Source organism: Cellulomonas sp. McL0606 (assembly GCF_058248365.1).
Genome location: NZ_CM177779.1, coordinates 2,685,872 through 2,705,285, shown reverse-complemented (window position 1 = coordinate 2,705,285; position 19,414 = coordinate 2,685,872). Strand labels below are relative to the sequence as shown.

Here is a 19,414-nt window from a genome sequence, read left to right as displayed (position 1 = left end):
CCGGTCCCTGCGTGTGGCTGATCTCAGCATCGCGCATTCCGACCCGTGCGACCGATCCCGTGATCTGGCGTGGGTCGCCGCCGCGCGCCGACGTCGAGTGTCGGTGGCCCGGGGGACAATGACGAGGTGAGCCTCTACCGCGACGAGGCGATCGTGCTGCGCACCCACAAGCTGGGGGAGGCCGACCGCATCGTCACCCTCCTGACCCGGTCGCACGGCAAGGTGCGTGCGGTCGGCAAGGGTGTGCGTCGGACGTCGTCGCGGTTCGGCTCGCGGCTGGAGCCCTTCATGCACGTCGACGTCCAGCTGAGCACCGGCCGCAACCTCGACATCGTCACGCAGGCAGAGACGCTCGGCTCGTACGGGCGTCAGGTGTGCGAGGACTACGCGCTCTACACCGCGGGCACCGTGATGCTCGAGACGGCGGACCGACTGGTCGAGGCCGAGCGTGAGCCGTCCCTGCAGCAGTACTGGCTGCTGGTCGGCGCGGTCCGTGCGCTGGCCGGTCGCGAGCACGCGCCGGGCCTGGTGCTCGACTCCTACCTGCTGCGCGCGCTGGCGGTCGCGGGTTGGGCGCCGAGCTTCACCGACTGCGCGCGGTGCGGTGAACCGGGTCCGCACTCCGCCTTCGCGATCGCGTCCGGCGGGGCGGTCTGCCGGGCTTGTCGGCCCCCGGGCGCCGCCGCACCGGCGCCGCAGACGTTCGAGCTGCTGGCCGCCCTCCTCGCCGGCGACTGGTCGGTGGCGGACGCGAGCGCCGAGCGGCACCGCGGCGAGGGCAACGGTCTGGTCGCCGCGTTCTGCCAGTTCCACCTCGAGCGCCAGCTGCGCTCGCTGCCGATGGTCGAGCGGGTCTGACCGCCCGACCATCGGCGTCGGGTCAGGCCAGGGCGACGACCGCGGCGTCGGCCGGGTTCGCGTCCTTCGAGCCCGTCTCGATCAGGCGACGCAGGTTCCCGAGCACGTAGGAGCTCCACGCGTCGTCGCAGACGTCGTAGCACTCGTGCTCCGGGACCAGGCCGACGTGGGTGAACACGACCTGCGTGCGACCGTCCCGCTCGGAGACGTCGAACGTGACGGTGGTGCCGTCCCACTCCTGGCGGTTCGCGATGAAGGTGAACTCGCTGTCCAGGGCCAACCATGCGACCCGGGTGCTCGGGACGAGCTCGGTGATCCGGAACTTGACGTAGTGCAGGTCGGCGACGACGTAGGTGAACTCCTCGCCGAGCGCGTCGGTGCGGCCCTCGATCTGCGGCTCGGTCGGCGCCGGCGGGCCGGCCCACCAGCCGCGGACGTCGTTGATGGCGGCGAACGCCTGCTCCGGTGTCTGGTCGACGGTGAAGGTCAGGGTGAGGTCGGTGCTCATGCTCGTGCTCCTCTCGGATATGCAACTCGGATGTTGCACTTCACGGTAGGCGACGAACAGCCATACTGCAACCATTCGGTTTCAGTTCACCGGGAGCGGCACAATGTCCGTCGTGCCCCAGCCTGTCGAGCCGCCGTACCCGCATCCGTCCGGTGCCCGTCCGCCGGACATCCCCAAGGAGTTCGTGCCCAAGCACGTCGCCGTGGTGATGGACGGCAACGGCCGCTGGGCCAACGCGCGCGGGCTGCCGCGCGTCGAAGGGCACCGGGCGGGGGAGGCGTCGCTCCTCGACGTCGTGGCCGGCGCCATCGAGATCGGCGTCGAGTACGTCTCGGCCTACGCCTTCTCCACCGAGAACTGGTCCCGGTCTCCCGACGAGGTCCGCTTCCTCATGGGCTTCAACCGCGACGTGCTGCGACGCCGCCGCGACCTGATGAACTCGTGGGGCGTCCGCGTCCGCTGGGCCGGCCGCCGCCCGAGGCTGTGGCGGTCGGTGATCACAGAGCTGGAGACCGCCGAGGAGCTGACCAAGCACAACTCCACCGTCACCCTCACCATGTGCGTGAACTACGGGGGCAGGGCCGAGGTGGCCGACGCCGCCCAGGCGATCGCCCGCGACGTCGCGGCCGGTCGCGTGAAGCCGGACAAGGTCAACGAGAAGCTGTTCGCCCGTTACCTCGACGAGCCCGACCTGCCCGACGTCGACCTGTTCCTGCGCTCGTCCGGTGAGCAGCGGACCTCGAACTTCATGATCTGGCAGGCGGCCTACGCCGAGCTGGTCTTCCTCGACGAGCCGTGGCCGGACGTCGACCGCCGGCACCTGTGGCGCGCGGTCGAGACGTACGCGCGCCGCGACCGACGCTACGGCGGCGCGATCGACAAGGCCGACCCGCCGGGCTGAGCGCGTGTCGGCGACCGCGGTTAGCGTCGACGACATGACGTTCTCCGTGGAGATGATCACGTTCGACACGCTCGACGCGCGCGCGCTCGCCGCCTGGTGGTCCGCTCAGGTGGGCGGGCAGGTGCGCGACGAGCACGACGGCTGGTACGTGATGGTCGTGCCCCCGGACGGTGGTCCGTGGCTCGGGTTCCAGAAGGTCGACGAGCCCACGCCAGGCAAGAACCGGGTGCACCTGGACGTCCGGCTGCCGGATCCGGCGGCGGCGATAGAACGGCTCGTGACGAACGGTGCGACCTTCGTCGCCGACCATGAGGCGGGTCCGGTGGCCTGGACCGTCCTGGCCGACCCGGATGGCAACCAGTTCTGCGTCGCGCGGGCTGAGGGCAGCTCCCGGACGTTCAGCCGGCGACGGTCCGTGAGGGCGGATCGACCACGGCGTCGTCGACGAGCAGGACGTCGTCGACCATGTCCGGATGGGGGTCCCGCGGCGGTATCGGTCGCCGGACGAACGGGCGCAGGGACGCGCCGACGCCGTAGACGACGATGGCCAGCACGACGATCGTCGCGCCCGGCGGGATGTCCTGCCAGTACGTGAGCACGAGTCCGACGACGCTCACCAGGACGCCGATGATGCTCGCCGCGGTCATGGTGCGGCCGAATGAGCGGGCGTAGAGCTGCGCGATCGCGACCGGCACGATCATCAGCGCGCTGACCAGAAGCAGGCCGACGACGCGCATCGCGATGGTGACGGTGAGCGCGGCGATCGTCGCGACGAGCATCGACAGGAGCCGCACCGGCAACCCGCTCGCGCGGGCGAACTCCTCGTCGTGACTGACCGCGAACAGGGCCGTCCGCAGGCCGATCCCGACGCCGAGCACCATGGCGGCCAGCGCGACGGTCCACCACAGGTCCGTCGTCGAGACCGTGGAGATCGACCCGAACAGGTAGCTGATGAGGTTGGCGTTGGTGCCGCCGGCCACCTTGATGAGCAGCACGCCGCCCGCGATGCCTCCGTAGAACATCAGTGCGAGCGCGAGGTCCCCGCTGGTCCGGCCGCGCTCGCGGACGAGCTCGATGGCGATCGACCCGACGATCGCGGCGATCACGGCCCCGGGCACGGCCAGCGTGTCCTGCGGGACCAGCCCCGCCCAGCTGCCGACGAGCCAGCCCAGGGCGACACCGGTCAGGGCGACGTGGCCGATACCGTCGCCCATGAGCGCCATGCGCCGCTGCACCAGGAACGTGCCGACGACGGGGGCGGCCGCGCCGACGAGCACCGCGGCGATCAGGGCGCGCTGCATGAGGGGCGAGCCGATCAGCTCGACGATCTGGTCCCACGCGGTCACGGGAGCACCTCCACGTTCAGCGGCGACGGGGCCTCGGCAGGGTCGGAGTGCGCGTGCGTGTGGTCGTGCCACTCGCCGGCGTGCTCGTCGCGGGCGCGCGGCGGGGGACCGTCGTGCGCGACACGCCCGTGCCGCAGGACCACGGCGCGGTCGATGAGGGGGGCGAACGGACCGAGGCTCGTGCAGGATCACCACGACCGTGGTGCCCGCGTCGTGCAGCCGGCCGACGGTCTCGACGAACGTCGCCTGCGTCGGGATGTCGATGCCGGACGTCGGCTCGTCGAGGACCAGCAGGTCGGGCCGACGGACCAGGGCGCGGGCGATGAGGACGCGCTGCTGCTGCCCGCCCGACATGTCCTGGACCTGCTGCTGCGCGCGGTCGCCGAGCCCGACGTCGGCGAGCGCGTCGAGCGCCCGCCCACGGTGCCCGTGGGGGCGGCGGAGCGTCCTGCCGAAGAGCAGGCCCGAGGTGACCACCTCGAGCGCGGTCGCGGGCACGCCCGAGGCGGCAGGCATCCGCTGCGGGACGTAGCCGATGCGGTGCCACGGGGCCGCCGGTCCGAGCGGGGCACCGAACAGACGGACCGTCCCGGTGGTGGACGGGATGACGCCGAGCACGGTCCGGACGAGCGTCGACTTGCCGGACCCGTTGGCGCCGAGCAACGCCAGCACCTCGCCCGACGCGACCGTCACGTCGATTCCGGCGAGGATGGGCTGGCCGCCGATGGTCACGCCGAGGCCCGTCGCCTCGACCACCGGAACAGCGTCGATGACCGGTTCTCTCATGAGCACTCCAGGGCCGTGCGCAGGGCGTCGAGGTTGGCCTCGGCGATGGAGAAGTAGTCGTTCTTCGCGGGGTCGGCGACGCCCTCGATCGGGTCGAGCACGGCGGCCGTGATGCCGAGGTCGTCGGCGAGGGTGTCCGCCACCTTGGGGCTGACCAGGCGTTCGAAGAAGATCGTCGTGATGCCCTCCTTGCGCGCGTACCGCTCGACGGCCGCGAGCCGCGCCGGGGACGGCTCGGCCTCGGGGTCGATGCCGGAGATCCCGATCTGCTGCAGGTGGTACCGGTCCGCCAGGTACCCGAACGCCTCGTGGGAGGTGATGAACGAACGGGTGGTGCACGTCGTCAGGCCGGTCTTGTAGGCCACGTCGAGGTCGGCGAACCGCTGGTCCAGAGCGGCGGCGTTGGCGGCGTACTGGGCCGCGCCGGCCGGGTCGATCTCGGTGAGCGTGCGGGCGACGTCGTCGACGAGCGGTGGCATCCGGCTGGGGTCCAGCCAGAAGTGCGGGTCGAGGACGCCGTGCTCGGGCTCGTCGGCGAGCGGGTCGCCCACCTGCATCTCCTGCGTGTGCTCCTGCGTCGGGGTCATCAGCGTCGTGTCCTGCGCGGCGTCGACCACGTGCGCCGGGTTCGTCAGCGCGACCGCGTCGTCGACCGCGGGCTGGAAGCCCGACAGATAGACGACGAGGTCCGCCCGGTCGAGCCGGGAGACCTGCGCGGGGGAGAGCTCGATGTCGTGCGGCTCGGCACCGGGCGGCGTGAGCGAGCGGACCGTCACGCGGTCGCCGCCCACCTGTTCGGCGACGAACTGCAGCGGGTAGAACGAGGCCATGACGTCCACGGTCCCGGCCGTCACACCCTGCGTCGCGTCGACGGAGCATCCGGCGAGCAGGGACGTGCCGACGGACCCCGCGACCACCAGCAGCGCGGCGAGCCGCGGCGCGTGGGACGTCCTGGAGAACATGGGGATCATTCTCAGTTTGTCGAGAACCATTGTCAAAACGGCGCGGGACGTTCACCGGTAGCCTGCTGCTCATCCCCGTGACTCCGACGTCGCGGTCCGTCCGTCCGCGACACCCAGCCGCGGACGCCACCACCTGGAGTGATCGAACGTGGCTGCACCCTCTCGCCTGGACTCTGTCGTCTCCCTCGCCAAGCGGCGCGGCTTCGTCTTCCCCAGCGGCGAGATCTACGGCGGTACCCGGTCGGCATGGGACTACGGACCCCTCGGCGTCGAGCTGAAGGAGAACATCAAGAAGCAGTGGTGGCGTGCCATGGTCCAGGGCCGCGAGGACATCGTCGGCCTGGACTCCGCCGTCATCCTGCCGCGCCAGGTCTGGGTAGCCTCCGGCCACGTCGGCGTGTTCACGGACCCGCTCACCGAGTGCCTCAGCTGCCACAAGCGGTTCCGCGAGGACCACATGCTGGAGGAGTTCGAGGAGAAGAAGGGGCGCGCGCCGGAGCACGGCCTGGCCGACATCGCCTGCCCCAACTGCGGCACGCGCGGCCAGTGGACCGAGCCGCGCGACTTCAACATGATGCTCAAGACCTACCTCGGCCCGGTCGAGGACGAGTCCGGCCTGCACTACCTGCGGCCGGAGACCGCGCAGGGCATCTTCGTGAACTTCGCCAACGTGTCGACGACCGCCCGCAAGAAGCCGCCGTTCGGCATCGGCCAGATCGGCAAGTCGTTCCGCAACGAGATCACGCCCGGCAACTTCATCTTCCGCACCCGCGAGTTCGAGCAGATGGAGATGGAGTACTTCGTCGAGCCCGGCACCGACGAGACCTGGCACCAGTACTGGATCGACACGCGCACCGACTGGTACACCGACCTCGGCATCGCCCGGGAGAACCTGCGCCACTTCGAGCACCCGAAGGAGAAGCTGTCGCACTACTCGAAGCGCACCGTCGACATCGAGTACCGCTTCGGCTTCCAGGGCAGCGAGTGGGGTGAGCTCGAGGGCATCGCCAACCGCACCGACTTCGACCTCAAGACGCACAGCGAGCACTCCGGCCAGGACCTGTCGTACTTCGACCAGGCGACGAACACCCGGTACGTGCCCTACGTCATCGAGCCGGCGGCCGGCCTGACCCGCTCGCTCATGGCGTTCCTCGTCGAGGCCTACTACGAGGACGAGGCCCCCAACACCAAGGGCGGGGTCGACGTCCGCACGGTGCTCCGGCTCGACCCGCGCCTCGCCCCGGTCAAGGCCGCGGTCCTGCCGCTGTCGCGCAACGAGGCGCTCTCGCCGAAGGCCCGCGACCTGGCCGCCGAGCTGCGCAAGAGCTGGAACGTCGACTTCGACGACGCCGGTGCGATCGGTCGGCGCTACCGTCGCCAGGACGAGATCGGTACGCCGTTCTGCATCACCGTCGACTTCGACACCCTCGACGACCAGGCCGTGACCATCCGGCACCGGGACGAGATGACGCAGGAGCGCGTCTCGCTCGACCAGGTGACCGCCTACCTCGCGGCGCGCCTGATCGGCGCCTGACCTCCGCAGCACGTACAGGTGGCGCCGTGACATCCGTCATCTCGATCGGGTGACGCGCGACGGGGGTCCGACACCCGGACAACCGCCAGGATCAAGGCATGACCTTCACCGACACGCTCCCCACCCCGGCCCCGGCCGGCTCGGGCCCGCTGGCGATCGATCTGCGCGGCCTGCACAAGTCCTTCGGCACGGTGCGTGCCGTCGACGGGATCGACCTGGCGGTCACGCCGGGTGAGGTCGTCGCGTTCCTCGGCCCCAACGGCGCCGGCAAGACGACCACGATCGACATGCTGCTCGGCCTGGCCAACCCCGACTCGGGCACCGTGTCCGTCCTCGGGCTCGACCCCGGCCGTGCGATCGCCGAGGGCCGCGTGTCCGCCGTCATGCAGAGCGGCGGGCTGCTCAAGGACCTCACGGTGGGCGAGACGGTCGAGCTGACCGCGTCGTTCTTCCGGACCACCCGCACCGCGACCGAGGTGATGACCCGCGCCGGGATCGCCGACATCGCCGACCGCAAGGTGGGCAAGTGCTCGGGAGGTCAGCAGCAGCGGCTCCGGTTCGCCCTCGCCCTGCTGCCCGACCCGGACGTCATCATCCTCGACGAGCCCACCACAGGAATGGACGTCGAGGGCCGACGCGACTTCTGGAACGCCCTGCGCGCCGACGCGTCCCGCGGCCGCACGATCCTGTTCGCCACCCACTACCTGGAGGAGGCGGACGCCTACGCGGACCGGATCGTCCTGATCAGCCACGGCAAGATCGTCGCCGACGGGTCCGCCGCGCAGGTCAAGAACCTGGCGTCCGGCCGCCTCGTGAGTGCGTCGCTGCCCGACATCACCGTCGCCGAGCAGACCACGCTCGAGGCCCTGCCCGGGGTCCAGTCGGTCGAGCTGCGCGGCGACCGCATCCTGGTGCGGACCGCCGACTCCGACGGCGTCGCGCGCCACCTGCTCACCACCACGCACGCCGTCGACATCGAGATCACCGCCCGTGGCCTCGAGGACGCTTTCATCGCACTCACGGGCGACCACAACGACGAGACCACCGGGAGCAAGGCATGAGCGCCGTCGCCGTCACCACCTCGAAGACCTCCGCCGAGCGCGCGCCGCGCACCGGCCTGGTCAACGCCCGGTTCCTCGCCATCGAGATGCGCCGACTGGTCCGCAACCGCCGGACCGTCATCTTCACGCTCGTCATGCCGCCGGTGTTCTTCCTGCTCTTCGGCACGGCCGAGTCGTACAAGACCGACTCCGTCGGCAAGGCCAGCGTCACGGCGTACATCATGGTCTCCATGGCGTTGTACGGCGCCATGATCGCGACGACGAGCGGTGGGGCCTCCGTCTCCGTCGAACGCGCGCAGGGCTGGACCCGGCAGCTGCGGCTGACCCCGCTGCGCCCGTCCACCTACGTGTTCACCAAGATCGCCGTGGCCATGGTGATGGGCCTGGCCGCCGTCATCGTCGTCGCCGCCGTGGGCATGGCGTCGGGCTCGACGGGCTCGGGCACCGTGATCGGCACCTCGCTCGCGCTCGCCTGGGTGGGCTCGGTCGTGTTCGCCGCGTTCGGGCTGTTCATGGGCTACCTGCTGCCGTCGGAGAACGTCATGCAGATCCTCGGCCCGTCGCTCGCGCTGCTCGCCTTCGCCGGTGGCCTCTTCGTCCCGCTCGGGGAGGGCGTCTTCGCGACGCTCGCCAAGTTCACCCCGATGTACGGGCTGGCCGAGCTGGTCCGGGCACCGCTGACCGGGGACGGCGTGAGCGTCTGGGCCATCATCAACGTGGTCGCCTGGGCCGCGGTGTTCGGGATCGGTGCCGCCTGGCGGTTCCGTCGCGACACGGCTCGGGTATGACCCGTCGAGGGGTCGCTGCGGCGGACCGCCGTCCGACTACCGTGGACGCCGTGACAGGCGAAGCGGAGGTCGGCGGCGCTCCGTCGCCCGACGACGAGCACGACGCCGGGTCGACGGTCCGCTTCCCGTACACGTACGACGGCCCGTTCGGCCGCCCGCGGGCGCACAAGGTCATGCGGGTCGTCGGCCCGCTCATGGGCGTCGTGTGGGTGCTCTTCCTCGTGCAGCCGTGGCTGGTGGCCTGGGACGCCGAGCCGAGCCTCGCCCGGACCGTCTCGTTGCTCGCGATCGCCGGCCTCGGGGCCAGCTTCGCCTGGGTGGTGCTGGCCCGGGTCTCGCCGGGCCGCGGCCTTCAGAAGTCCGACCGGCTCACGGCGGTCGTCCTGGGTGGGCAGCTCGTGCTCGTCGCGCTGTCGTGCCTGGCCACCGCCGAGCAGGGCCTGGGCGGGATCGTCTTCGTCTGCGTCTCGGCCGTGTTCCTCATGCGGGATCCGCGGGCACTGCTGGTGGCCGCGTTCGCCACCGGTGTCGTCTTGGTGGTCCCCCGGGTGATCCCCGGCTGGCAGACCACCGACGGGCTGATCATCTCGGTGATCCTGGCCACCGTGGCGGTCTACGGCTTCACCCAGCTCGTGCTGCGCAACCGGCAGCTCCAGCTGGCGCAGGACGAGGTCGCCGTGCTCGCCGTCGAGCGGGAGCGCGAGCGGATCAGCCGCGACATGCACGACGTCCTCGGGCACTCGTTGACGGTCATCGCGATCAAGGCCGAGCTCGCGGGCAAGGTGTTCGACCTCGACCCCGACCGGTCGCGCGCCGAGATCGCTGAGGTCCAGGCCCTGGCCCGCGCCGCTCTCGCGGACGTGCGCGGGATGGTGAACGCGACCCGCTCGGTGACCCTGGCGGGCGAGCTGGCCGGCGCCCGGCACGCGTTCGACGCCGCGGGCATCGACGCCGAGGTCCCCGGCAGCATCGACGACGTCCCGGACGACCTGCGCGAGCTGTTCGCGTGGGCCCTGCGGGAGGGCACCACCAACGTCCTGCGCCACGCGGCGGCCTCGAAGGTCCGGGTCGCCATGACGTGCGACACGCTGACCGTCGACGACGACGGCTACGGGCCGGCCGAGGCGGACGTCGTGCCGGGCAACGGGCTCGCCGGCCTGTCCGAGCGCGCCCGGGCCGCCCGGGCCCGCGTCAGTGTCACCGCCAGCCCGCTGGGCGGCTACCGGCTGCTCGTCACGACGAAGGTGGTCGCCCGATGATCCGGCTCCTGCTGGCCGACGACCAGGCGCTCGTGCGCGGTGCGCTCGCGGCCCTGCTCGACCTCGAGCCGGACCTGGTCGTGGTCGCCCAGGTGGGTCGGGGCGACGAGGTCGTGGACGCGGCTCGGGCGAGTGAGGCCGACGTCGCGCTGCTCGACGTCGAGATGCCGGGCATCGACGGGATCGCCGCCGCTGCCGAGCTCAAGGCCCGGTACCCCGCGTGCCGGTCGCTGATCGTCACCACGTTCGGCCGACCCGGTTACGTGCGGCACGCGCTCGACGCCGGGGCCAGCGGGTTCGTCGTGAAGGACACGCCGGCCGACCAGCTGGCCGACGCGGTCCGGCGCGTCCACCAGGGGCTGCGCGTCATCGACCCGGACCTGGCGGTGGAGTCGCTGGCCGTCGGCACGAGCCCCCTGACCGACCGCGAGCGCGACGTGCTCGTCGTCGCGGCGACCGGCGGGACGGTCGCGGACATCGCCCGCGAGACGTTCCTGTCCGAGGGAACCGTCCGCAACTACCTCTCCGCGGCGATGGGCAAGACGGGCGGCCGGACCCGCGCGGAGGCCGTCCGGCTGGCCCAGGAGTACGGCTGGCTCCTGGGGTAGGGCTACCTGCTCTCCAGGATCTCCTTGGACTTGGCGATGGCGAAGCCCCAGCCCTGCGAGAGGGTCGGCTTCGGCGGGAGCGAGATCTCGTCGGGATTCGTCACCACGTCGAGCAGCACCGGGCCGTCCTGCGCGAATGCCCACCGGACGGCGTCGGTCAGCTCCTCGGGCTCCGTGACGCGCCGCGCTGCCAGGCCCAGGGCGTTCGCGACCGCGGCGATGTCGGGGTTGTCGAGATCGGTGCCGAACCGGGGCAGCCCACCTTGCTCCTGCTCCAACCGGACCATGCCGAGGCTCGAGTTGTCGAACACGACCAGGACGACCGGCAGCCTGTAGGTGACCGCCGTGCGCAGGTCGCCGAGCAGCATCATCAGTCCGCCGTCGCCGCAGAACGCGACGACCGGACGTTCCCGGTCGAGGGCTTGTGCGCCGAGGGCCATGGGCATCGCGTCCGCCATCGAACCCAGGTTGTACGAGCCCACGAGCCGTCGGGTCCCGCGCATCTCCACATAGCGCGCGAGCCACGCGGTGGACATGCCGGTGTCGCTGGTGAAGATCGTGTCCGTCGGTGCGGCCGCGTCGACGGCGGCGGCGACGACCTCCGGCCGGATCCGATCGTCCGGGTTGTCGAAGACGGCGCGCACCCGGCCGACGAGCGTGTCGTCGTGCGCCGGGTCGAGCAGCCTGCGCTGCCGGTCGCGCCACGCTGCGTACTGCTTGACCGCCTTGTCCAGGTGGGCCCGGTCCTCGCGTCGCGGCAGGTGGGGGAGGAGAGCGTCGATCGTCAGGGCCGAGTCGCCGACGAGGGCGTGGTCCACGGGGGTGCGCCGGCCGATGTGCTCGGCACGCACGTCGAGCTGCACGACCGTCTTGCCGGTGGGATACCAGTCGCGGTACGGGAAGTCAGTGCCGACCATCAGCAGGACGTCACCGGCGTCCATCGCGTGCGCGGCCGCGGGGTTACCGATGAGGCCGGACTGGCCGACGGCGAACGGGTTGTCGGCCTCGATCGACTCCTTCGCCTTCAGGGTGACGACCATCGGCGCCGCGAGCGCATCGGCGAGGGCGAGCACCTGAGCGCGCGCCCGCTGGGCGCCGCAGCCGACCAGCAGGGTCACGGTGTCCGCGCCGGAGAGCACCTCGACGGCCCGCGCCACCTGGTCGGCCGGTGCGGCGGACGGCGCAGGCGGCGGGGCGAACCGCGCCGGAGGTGTCGACGGGGGAAGGTCGAGGGCGCCGATGTCGCCCGGCACGGTGAGCACCGCGACCCCGCCGCGGCTGTAGGCGGTGTTGACCGCCTGCTCGAGCAGGTGCGGGAGCTGCCCGGGCGCGATGAGCGTGCCGCTCCAGGCCGCCACGTCGGCGAACAAGGCGTCATTGTCGACCTCCTGGAAGAAGTCCGTGCCGATCTCAGCGCTCGGCACTTGCCCGCAGATCGCCAGCACGGGGGCATGCGACTTCTTCGCGTCGTAGAGGCCGTTGAGCAGGTGGATGGAGCCCGGCCCGACGGTGCCCATGCAGACGCCGATGCGCCCGCTGAGCTGAGACTGCGCGCTCACCGCGAAGGCCGCCGCCTCCTCGTGCCGCACACCGATCCACTCGATCCGGTCCTCGGTCCGGATCGCCTCCGTGAACGGGTTGAGGGCATCGCCCACGACGCCCCACACCTGGGTGACACCGTGCCCGGCGAGGGCGGCGACGACATGGGCTGCGACGGTGGGCATGGTGGTCCTCTCGATGGTCAGCGAACCGGGGCCGCGACCGGTCCGAACCGGTCCGGTGAGGCGATCGCCCAGTCGGCCGCCCAGGTGGCGGGTGCATCCGCAAGCAGCTCGCCCGGGGGCCAGCCACTCGTAGATCTCGGCGTAAGAACGCGTCCTGGTGGCGGACTCGTTGCGACGCAGGTGCGCGGGCGTGAGCTGCGCCGGATGACGCACGCCCATCGCAGCCATGAGCCGCATCGCCTCGTCGACCGTCGCCTTCTGGTAGCGCCGCACGCGTTCGCTCTTGTCGGCCACGTCCAGCGCGCGGGCGCGCCTGGCGTTCTGCGTGGCGACGCCGCTCGGACACTTGTCGGTGTGGCACCGCTGCGCCTGGATGCAGCCGGCGGCCATCATCATCGCGCGGGCCGCGTTCGTGTAGTCGGCGCCCTGCACGAACCGCTTGACCATGTCGCTGCCGCCGGCCACCTTGCCGCTCGCACCGAGCCGGATGCGGTCGCGCAGGCCGGCGCCGACCAGTGCGTTGTGGACCGTCATGAGTCCCTCGCTCAACGACATGCCGACGTGGTCCTCGAACTCCAGGGGTGCGGCGCCGGTGCCACCCTCGGACCCGTCGACGATGATGAAGTCGGGCGTCGTGCCGACCTCGATCATGGCCTTGCAGATCGCCAGCAGGTCGACGCGCGAGCCGACGCACAGCTTGAAGCCGGCCGGCTTGCCGCCCGCGAGCTCCCGCATCCGGGCGACGAACTCGACGAGCCTCGGTCGGCGTCGAGAACACGCGGTGGTTGGGCGGGCTCACGCACTTCTCGCCGGCCGGGACGCCGCGTGTCTCGGCGATCTCCCGGGTCACCTTGGCGGCCGGCAGGACCCCGCCGATCCCGGGCTTGGCACCTTGGCTGAGCTTCAGCGAGACCGTCTTGACGACGTCCTTCGCGGCGGTGTCGCGGAACTGCTCGGGATCGAAGTCGCCGTCCTTCGTCCGCGCGCCGAAGTACCCGGTGCCGATCTCCCAGACGATGTCCCCGCCGTGCTCGAGGTGATACGGCGACAGGCCACCCTCGCCTGTGTCGTGTGCGAAGCCGCCCATCGCGGCCCCGTTGTTCAAGGCCCGGATCGCGTTCGCCGACAGGGCCCCGAGCTCATCCCTGAGACGTTGAGCAACGCCATGGAGTACGGCCGTGTGCAGTCGGGCCCCCCGACCGTCACCCGAGCCGGTTCGTCGGGCGCCTCGAGCGGTGCGACGGAGTGCACGAGGGTCTCGTGGCCGACCTGGTCGACGTCGAGCTCGGTGCCGTAGGGCTTCTCCTCGTTGACACCCTTGGCGCGTTCGTAGATCAGCGCGCGGGTGTCACGGTCGAAGGGGCGTCCGTCCCAGTCCCGCTCGATGAAGTACTGCTGCAGCTCGGGGCGGATGTCCTCCAGCAGGTATCGCGCGTGCCCGAGGACCGGGTAGCGCCGAAGGATCGTGTGCTTGCGCTGCAGGACGTCCCACGCGGCGAGCCCGGCGATCCCGGCGGCGCCGGCGGCCGCCGTCCACATCGCCCGGCGCGGGGTGTCGGTCATAGACGTCCGACCTTGCGACTGAGCCAGAGGGTCACGATGGTGCACCTTTTCGTCGGGGGCTTCGCTCTGCACGATCTCACCGGCCCTGCGGAGCCGCACGGCGAGGTGGGCCGGTGGTCGATGCGACACTGGAGGCCATGACCACGTCCGCCACCTCCGTGCTGCCCCCGCTGCGCATCGGCCCGATCACGGTCGACACGCCCGTTGTGCTCGCGCCCATGGCCGGCGTTACCAACGCGGCCTTCCGGCGCCTGTGCCGCGAGTCCGGGGCCGGGCTGTACGTCGCGGAGATGGTCACGTCGCGCGCGCTGGTCGAGCGCGGCGAGGAGTCGATGCGGATCATCTCGCACGAGCCCGACGAGCGTCCGCGGTCCGTCCAGGTCTACGGCGTGGACCCCGCGACGGTCGCCGCCGCGGTCCGGCTGATCGCTTCCGAGGACCGCGCCGACCACGTCGACCTCAACTTCGGCTGCCCGGTGCCCAAGGTGACGCGTCGGGGCGGGGGAGCCGTGCTGCCCTGGAAGCGCGACCTGTTCCGCGCCATCATCACGGCCGCGGTCGACGCGGCCTCGCCCTACGGCGTGCCCGTCACGGTGAAGATGCGCAAGGGCATCGACGACGACCACCTGACCTACCTCGAGGCCGGTCTGGTCGCGCAGGAGGTCGGGGTCGCGGCCGTCGCGCTGCACGCGCGCACCGCCGCCGACTACTACTCGGGCACCGCCGACTGGGACGCGATCGCGCAGCTCAAGGCCACCGTGACCGACATCCCCGTGCTGGGCAACGGCGACATCTGGTCGGCCGAGGACGCGCTCGAGATGGTCGCGCAGACCGGGTGCGACGGCGTCGTCGTCGGTCGCGGCTGCCAGGGCCGACCGTGGCTGTTCGCCGACCTCGCAGCCGCGTTCGCGGGCTCCGACGAACGCGTGACGCCCGGTCTGGCCTACGTCGCGCGCGTGGTTCGTCGGCACGCGGAGCTGATGGTCGAGCACTTCGGGGACGAGGGCAAGGCGCTGCGCGAGATGCGCAAGCACATGGCCTGGTACTTCAAGGGGTACGTCGTGGGCGGCGAGACCCGGGCCGCGCTCGGCCTGGTCTCGACGATGGCCGAGCTGGACGACCGCTTGGCCGGGCTGGACCTCGACCAGGGCTATCCGGGTGCCGGCGCCGAGGGGCAGCGCGGTCGCGCGGGCTCGCCCAAGCGTCCGCTGCTTCCGTACGGCTGGCTGGACTCGCGCGACCTGTCCCCGGAGTTCGCGGCGGCCCTGCACGAGGCCGAGCTGAGCGTCTCCGGCGGCTGACGGCTCAGCCGCGCCGGACCTCGACATGGGCGGCCAGACGGGCGACCTCGGGCCGGGTGGCCTGCGGGGCGCCGAGCGCCCGGGTGCCCACCGCGAGCGCACCCGCGGCCGCCGCGTGGGCGAGCGCGGTCGCCGTCGGGAGGCCGTCGAGGACGGCGCTGAGCAGGCCGGCCAGGAACGCGTCGCCGGCGCCGTTCGTGTCGACCACCTCGGCCGGGGCGACGCCCACCGAGATCCAGCCGTCGGCGTCGAGCGCGAGCGTGCCGTTCCCGCCGTCGGTGCAGACCGCGAGCCGGCAGCCGCGCGCGACGGCGTCCGACAGATACGCGCGACGGTCGGCCAGCCGGGCGGCGCTCACCAGCAGCACGTCGGCGGCATCGACGAAGTCCCGCGGGTAGTCGGCGGCGCCGTCGTCGTCGTGCACGTCGCACCAGACGGGGACGCCCGCGCCGCGCGAGGCCGCCAGGAGCGGACGACTGTGGTCGGCCAGGTCGAGCACGGCCGCGTCGTACCCGTCGAACGACGGCATCCGGCTGGACGCCGGCGACGGCAGCTCGAGGTAGAGGGAGACGCGTGAGCCGTCGTCGGCCATCAGGTTGACGTGCCGTTCTGTCGCGACGACGGGCTGGACGTCGAGCGTCAGGCGCGGGTGTGCGACGGCCTTCCGCACCAGGGCTCCCTCGCGGTCGTCGCCGAGAGCCGTGCGCAGCGTGACGTCGACGCCGAGCGCGGTCAGCGTGACGGCCTTGCCGGCCGACGTGCCACCGAGGCCGTCGTGGTGCTCGCGCGCGAACAGCGTCTGCGACCGCGGCTCCGGCAGCGCGGGCAGGCTGATCAGGGTGTTCCAGGACGCGGGACCGTTGACGAGGACGCGAGGCACGCGCTCACCCTAGGTGCTGGTGGGAACGCCCGGCGCGTTCTAGGGTGGGCCGTCCTGCAACTTGCTGCAACGTCTTGCAGCCCGCACCCGGTGGTGACGATGACGCACCCGACCGCCCGCCTGGCCGCCCTGCTGGGCGCCTTGGCCCTCGGCCTCCTCGGCGCGTGCAGCAGCACGCCTGAGCCGTCGGCGACGCCGAGCGACGGCGGCGGGCACGACGTCGGCGTCGAGATGTTCCAGTGGACCTGGGACGCGATCGCGACGGAGTGCACCGACCACCTCGGGCCGGCCGGGTACGCCTGGGTGCTCACCAGCCCGCCGCAGGAGCACATCCTGGGGTCGCAGTGGTGGACGGCCTACCAGCCCGTCAGCTACCAGGTGGAGTCGCGGCTCGGCACCCGGGAGCAGTACGCCGCGATGGTGCGCATCTGCCACGCAGCCGGCGTCGACGTATGGGCGGACGCGGTGGTCAACCACATGACGGGCCAGGACACCCCCGGCACGGGGTCGGCCGGCTCGTCGTACGCGCACTACGACTACCCGGGCATCTACACCGACTCCGACTTCCACCACTGCGGGCTGACGGCGGACGACGACATCGGCAGCTACAAGGACGCCGAACAGGTGCAGACGTGCGAGCTGGTCAACCTCGCCGACCTGGCCACGGAGACCGAGCACGTCCGGGCCACGATCGTCGCCTACCTGAAGGACCTGCTCTCGCTCGGGGTCGACGGGTTCCGCATCGACGCGGCCAAGCACATCCCGCCCGCGGACATCGCGGCCATCGTCGGACAGCTGCCGAAGGGCACGGGCATCGCCCAGGAGGTCATCCGCGGTGGCGGCGAGCCGATCACGCCCGAGCAGTACACCGCGAACGGGCAGGTCTACGAGTTCTCCTGGGGCAAGGACATCCAGGGCGTCCTGGCCGGCACCCCCGCACTCGCGCTCGACCTCGGCACGACCTCGCGCTACCTGCCGTCCGACGACGCCGTGATCTTCGTCGACAACCACGACACGGAGCGCAACGGCTCGACCCTCAGCTACGCCGACGGCGCGCAGTACGCGCTGGCGAACGTGCTCATGCTCGCCGGCACCTACGGCATGCCCGAGGTCTACACCGGCTACGCGTTCTCCGACCACGACGCCGGGCCGCCGCAGGACGCCGAGGGCCACGTGCCGGACGCGGCCTGCGGCGACGCGCCCGGACCCGCGGCGACCTACACCGACGGCGACTGGGTGTGCCAGCACCGGTGGCCGGCCATCGAGGGGATGGTCGGGTGGCGCGGCGTGGTCGGCGGCGCCCCGAAGGTCGACGAGTGGTCGCAGGGCGACGCCCTCGCGCTGGGCCGCGGCGACCGGGGCTTCGTGGTGGTCAACGCGGGCGACCACGAGCTGCGCACCGAGCTGACGACGAGCCTGCCGGACGGTGCCTACTGCGACGTCCTGTCCACGAAGGACTGCGCGCCCTCGACGGTCAAGAACGGCAAGCTCACGGTGACGGTCCCGGCGGCCTCGGCGCAGGCGTGGGACGTCGCCCGGCGCCCCTGATCCACCGCCGACGGCACCCGCAGCAGCGGGCGCCGTCGGCGAGATCGTCAGCTGGTCCGGTAGCGCGCCCAGACCGTGGTGTCGGGGCCGACCGTCGCCGAGAGCTCGGGGGCCGACGACAGCAGCACCTCGGCGCCCACGGGCAGCGTGACCGGGGACGAGCCCAGGTTCGCGACCACCAGCACCTCGTTGTTGAGGAACGCGATGACGTCGTCGCCGAGCCCCTCGAGCCACTCGAGACCGCCGGAGCCGAGCGCGAGCGCGCGGCGCAGCGCCAGCGCCGACCGGTACGTCTCGTACGTCGACCCGGTGACGCCCCGCTGCCCGTCCAGCGCGTACGCGGCCCAGGCGGCGGGCTGCGGCAGCCAGGTCACGCCGGTCGGCGAGAACCCGAACCCGGGCTCGCTCGACGCCCACGGCAGCGGCACGCGGCACCCGTCGCGACCGCGCTCGGCGCCGCCGGTGCGGAAGAACGCGGGGTCCTGGCGCAGGTCGTCGTCGAGGGCGGTGTGGTCGGGCAGCCCGAGCTCCTCGCCCTGGTACAGGTACGCCGAGCCGGGCAGGCCGAGCATCAGGAGCGTGGCGGACCGGGCTCGCTGCAGGCCCAGGGCCTCGTCGGGCTGCTCGTCTCCGTGCCCGATGCCGTTGGGCCGCGACCCCGGCGCCAGGAGCCCGAGGCGCGAGGCGTGCCGGACCACGTCGTGGTTGGAGAGCACCCAGGTGGTGGGTGCGCCGACGACGTCCGCGGCGCGGTAGGAGGCCTCGATGACGGTGCGGAGCGCCGTGGCGTCCCAGTGCGTCGCCAGGAACGCGAAGTTGAAGGCCTGCTGCATCTCGTCGGCCCGCACGTACCGGGTCAGCCGCGAGAGCGGCTCCACCCACGCCTCGGCCACGAGCGCGCGGTCGCCGTCGTACTCGGCCAGCACCTTGTTCCAGGCGCGGTAGATGTCGTGCACGCCGTCCTGGTCGAACATCGGGCCGCGGTTGCCGGCACCCGAGACGGCGTCGGCCGGGTCGACGAGGTCGGACCCCTCGATCATCGAGACGTGCCCGTGCCAGTCGGGCAGGCCCGGCTCCTTGACCATGCCGTGCGCGACGTCGATGCGGAAACCGTCGACCCCGCGGTCGAGCCAGAACCGCAGGATGTCCTCGAACTCGGTGCGGACCTCGGGGTTCTCCCAGTCGAGGTCGGGCTGGCGCGAGTCGAACAGGTGCAGGTACCACTGACCGTCCGGTACGCGGGTCCAGGCCGCGCCGCCGAAGATCGACTCCCAGTTGTTCGGGGGCTGGGCGCCGTCCGGACCTCGGCCGTCGCGGAACAGGTATCGTCCGCGCTCCGGCGAGCCCGGTCCCGCGGCCAGCGCAGCCTGGAACCAGACGTGCTCGTCCGAGGTGTGGTTGGGCACGATGTCGACCAGCACCCGCAGGCCCAGGGTGTGGGCGCGGGCGAGCAGCTCGTCGAAGTCGGCCAGCGTGCCGAAGAGCGGGTCGACGTCGCGGTAGTCGGCCACGTCGTAGCCCGCGTCGGCCTGCGGGGAGCGGTAGAACGGCGAGAGCCAGACGGCGTCCACGCCGTCGGCCAGGTGGTCGAGCCGGGAGGTGATCCCCGGCAGGTCACCGATCCCGTCGCCCGAGGCGTCGGCGAACGAGCGCGGGTAGACCTGGTAGATCACCGCGTCGCGCCACCACTCGCCGTCGGGCGTCCCTGGCAGGTGCACCAGGGTCTGGGGGAGGTCGGTCATGGTCATGCGGGCATGCCTCACTTCGGGGGGTGTGCGAACGAAAGG

The 19,414-nt window shown here is 71.9% G+C and carries 16 protein-coding genes and 3 pseudogenes; 10 read left to right on the top strand and 9 right to left on the bottom strand.

What is annotated here, in order from left to right; all coding sequences use genetic code 11:
* Nucleotides 1-126 precede the first annotated feature (126 nt).
* Nucleotides 127-858: a DNA repair protein RecO gene (recO, locus tag AC38ZX_RS13885; protein WP_491294897.1), complete on the top strand. Its 732-nt coding sequence runs from the start codon at nt 127-129 to the stop codon at nt 856-858.
* A 22-nt stretch (nt 859-880) separates the two neighbouring features.
* On the opposite strand, the gene AC38ZX_RS13880 is transcribed toward recO, so the two are convergent.
* Nucleotides 881-1,366 (bottom strand): SRPBCC family protein, encoded by a 486-nt coding sequence (locus tag AC38ZX_RS13880; RefSeq protein ID WP_491294896.1) that lies wholly within the window; start codon nt 1,364-1,366, stop codon nt 881-883.
* Nucleotides 1,367-1,469: 103 nt separating this feature from the next.
* On the opposite strand from AC38ZX_RS13880, the gene AC38ZX_RS13875 reads away from it, so the two are divergent.
* Nucleotides 1,470-2,267 carry an isoprenyl transferase gene (locus tag AC38ZX_RS13875; RefSeq protein ID WP_426592491.1) on the top strand — a complete coding sequence of 266 codons (798 nt, stop codon included), beginning with the start codon at nt 1,470-1,472 and terminating at the stop codon, nt 2,265-2,267.
* Between the two features lie 34 nt (nt 2,268-2,301).
* Nucleotides 2,302-2,577: pseudogene (locus AC38ZX_RS13870) on the top strand (VOC family protein); the annotation flags it as partial.
* An 88-nt stretch (nt 2,578-2,665) separates the two neighbouring features.
* Here AC38ZX_RS13870 and AC38ZX_RS13865 read toward each other — a convergent pair.
* The 3 genes and pseudogenes from AC38ZX_RS13865 to AC38ZX_RS13855 all read right to left on the bottom strand — a co-directional run bounded on the left by AC38ZX_RS13865 (nt 2,666) and on the right by AC38ZX_RS13855 (nt 5,361).
* Nucleotides 2,666-3,613, bottom strand: coding sequence for a metal ABC transporter permease (locus AC38ZX_RS13865; protein WP_491297430.1), 948 nt, complete (start codon nt 3,611-3,613; stop codon nt 2,666-2,668).
* Between the two features lie 327 nt (nt 3,614-3,940).
* A pseudogene (locus tag AC38ZX_RS13860) lies at nt 3,941-4,399 on the bottom strand (metal ABC transporter ATP-binding protein); the annotation flags it as partial.
* Nucleotides 4,396-5,361: a metal ABC transporter substrate-binding protein gene (locus tag AC38ZX_RS13855; RefSeq protein ID WP_491294895.1), complete on the bottom strand. Its 966-nt coding sequence runs from the start codon at nt 5,359-5,361 to the stop codon at nt 4,396-4,398. The pseudogene AC38ZX_RS13860 and the gene AC38ZX_RS13855, both read right to left, overlap by 4 nt.
* A 148-nt stretch (nt 5,362-5,509) precedes the next feature.
* On the opposite strand from AC38ZX_RS13855, the gene AC38ZX_RS13850 reads away from it, so the two are divergent.
* The 5 genes from AC38ZX_RS13850 (at nt 5,510) to AC38ZX_RS13830 (ending at nt 10,611) form a co-directional block, all read left to right on the top strand.
* Nucleotides 5,510-6,895, top strand: coding sequence for a glycine--tRNA ligase (locus AC38ZX_RS13850; protein ID WP_491294894.1), 1,386 nt, complete (start codon nt 5,510-5,512; stop codon nt 6,893-6,895).
* A gap of 98 nt (nt 6,896-6,993) precedes the next feature.
* Entirely contained in the window at nt 6,994-7,956 is a 963-nt protein-coding gene (locus tag AC38ZX_RS13845; protein ID WP_491294893.1) for an ABC transporter ATP-binding protein, read from the top strand.
* Nucleotides 7,953-8,744 carry an ABC transporter permease gene (locus AC38ZX_RS13840; protein WP_491294892.1) on the top strand — a complete coding sequence of 264 codons (792 nt, stop codon included), beginning with the start codon at nt 7,953-7,955 and terminating at the stop codon, nt 8,742-8,744. The genes AC38ZX_RS13845 and AC38ZX_RS13840 overlap by 4 nt, the downstream gene beginning before the upstream one ends.
* Before the next feature lie 50 nt (nt 8,745-8,794).
* Nucleotides 8,795-10,003: a sensor histidine kinase gene (locus tag AC38ZX_RS13835; RefSeq protein WP_426592483.1), complete on the top strand. Its 1,209-nt coding sequence runs from the start codon at nt 8,795-8,797 to the stop codon at nt 10,001-10,003.
* Nucleotides 10,000-10,611: a response regulator gene (locus tag AC38ZX_RS13830; RefSeq protein ID WP_426592482.1), complete on the top strand. Its 612-nt coding sequence runs from the start codon at nt 10,000-10,002 to the stop codon at nt 10,609-10,611. Before AC38ZX_RS13835 ends, AC38ZX_RS13830 begins: the two co-directional genes overlap by 4 nt.
* 2 nt (nt 10,612-10,613) lie before the next feature.
* On the opposite strand, the gene AC38ZX_RS13825 is transcribed toward AC38ZX_RS13830, so the two are convergent.
* From AC38ZX_RS13825 to AC38ZX_RS13815, 3 genes and pseudogenes are all read right to left on the bottom strand, one after another.
* Nucleotides 10,614-13,070: a thiamine pyrophosphate-dependent enzyme gene (locus AC38ZX_RS13825; protein WP_491294891.1), complete on the bottom strand. Its 2,457-nt coding sequence runs from the start codon at nt 13,068-13,070 to the stop codon at nt 10,614-10,616.
* A 91-nt stretch (nt 13,071-13,161) separates the two neighbouring features.
* Nucleotides 13,162-13,422, bottom strand: a pseudogene (locus tag AC38ZX_RS13820) (glutamate synthase-related protein); the annotation flags it as partial.
* 14 nt (nt 13,423-13,436) lie between these two features.
* The gene (locus AC38ZX_RS13815; protein ID WP_491294890.1) at nt 13,437-13,898 is read right to left on the bottom strand and encodes a hypothetical protein; all 462 of its coding nucleotides are present in this window, start codon (nt 13,896-13,898) and stop codon (nt 13,437-13,439) included.
* A gap of 137 nt (nt 13,899-14,035) precedes the next feature.
* Here AC38ZX_RS13815 and dusB point away from each other — a divergent pair, with 137 nt between their 5' ends.
* The gene (gene dusB / locus AC38ZX_RS13810; RefSeq protein WP_491297429.1) at nt 14,036-15,199 is read left to right on the top strand and encodes a tRNA dihydrouridine synthase DusB; all 1,164 of its coding nucleotides are present in this window, start codon (nt 14,036-14,038) and stop codon (nt 15,197-15,199) included.
* 4 nt (nt 15,200-15,203) lie between these two features.
* Here the strand turns inward: dusB and AC38ZX_RS13805 are convergent, their stop codons facing one another.
* Complete coding sequence (locus AC38ZX_RS13805) at nt 15,204-16,079, bottom strand: carbohydrate kinase family protein (protein WP_491294889.1); 876 nt, start codon at nt 16,077-16,079, stop codon at nt 15,204-15,206.
* A gap of 99 nt (nt 16,080-16,178) precedes the next feature.
* Here AC38ZX_RS13805 and AC38ZX_RS13800 point away from each other — a divergent pair, with 99 nt between their 5' ends.
* A complete protein-coding gene (locus tag AC38ZX_RS13800) occupies nt 16,179-17,627 on the top strand; it encodes an alpha-amylase (protein ID WP_491294888.1) in 1,449 nt (482 codons plus the stop codon).
* A gap of 47 nt (nt 17,628-17,674) precedes the next feature.
* On the opposite strand, the gene AC38ZX_RS13795 is transcribed toward AC38ZX_RS13800, so the two are convergent.
* Nucleotides 17,675-19,375, bottom strand: a complete 1,701-nt coding sequence (locus AC38ZX_RS13795) for a glycoside hydrolase family 13 protein (RefSeq protein WP_491294887.1) — start codon at nt 19,373-19,375, stop codon at nt 17,675-17,677.
* Nucleotides 19,376-19,414 lie beyond the last annotated feature (39 nt).

What these genes read in the sequence shown, in the direction of transcription:
- AC38ZX_RS13880 (WP_491294896.1), bottom strand. Translation starts at nt 1,366, where the DNA reads ATGAGCACCGACCTCACCCTGACCTTCACCGTCGACCAGACACCGGAG.
- AC38ZX_RS13875 (WP_426592491.1), top strand. Translation starts at nt 1,470, where the DNA reads ATGTCCGTCGTGCCCCAGCCTGTCGAGCCGCCGTACCCGCATCCGTCC.
- AC38ZX_RS13855 (WP_491294895.1), bottom strand. Translation starts at nt 5,361, where the DNA reads ATGTTCTCCAGGACGTCCCACGCGCCGCGGCTCGCCGCGCTGCTGGTG.
- AC38ZX_RS13845 (WP_491294893.1), top strand. Translation starts at nt 6,994, where the DNA reads ATGACCTTCACCGACACGCTCCCCACCCCGGCCCCGGCCGGCTCGGGC.
- AC38ZX_RS13840 (WP_491294892.1), top strand. Translation starts at nt 7,953, where the DNA reads ATGAGCGCCGTCGCCGTCACCACCTCGAAGACCTCCGCCGAGCGCGCG.
- AC38ZX_RS13830 (WP_426592482.1), top strand. Translation starts at nt 10,000, where the DNA reads ATGATCCGGCTCCTGCTGGCCGACGACCAGGCGCTCGTGCGCGGTGCG.
- AC38ZX_RS13825 (WP_491294891.1), bottom strand. Translation starts at nt 13,070, where the DNA reads ATGCGGGAGCTCGCGGGCGGCAAGCCGGCCGGCTTCAAGCTGTGCGTC.
- AC38ZX_RS13815 (WP_491294890.1), bottom strand. Translation starts at nt 13,898, where the DNA reads ATGACCGACACCCCGCGCCGGGCGATGTGGACGGCGGCCGCCGGCGCC.
- dusB (WP_491297429.1), top strand. Translation starts at nt 14,036, where the DNA reads ATGACCACGTCCGCCACCTCCGTGCTGCCCCCGCTGCGCATCGGCCCG.
- AC38ZX_RS13800 (WP_491294888.1), top strand. Translation starts at nt 16,179, where the DNA reads ATGACGCACCCGACCGCCCGCCTGGCCGCCCTGCTGGGCGCCTTGGCC.
- AC38ZX_RS13795 (WP_491294887.1), bottom strand. Translation starts at nt 19,375, where the DNA reads ATGACCATGACCGACCTCCCCCAGACCCTGGTGCACCTGCCAGGGACG.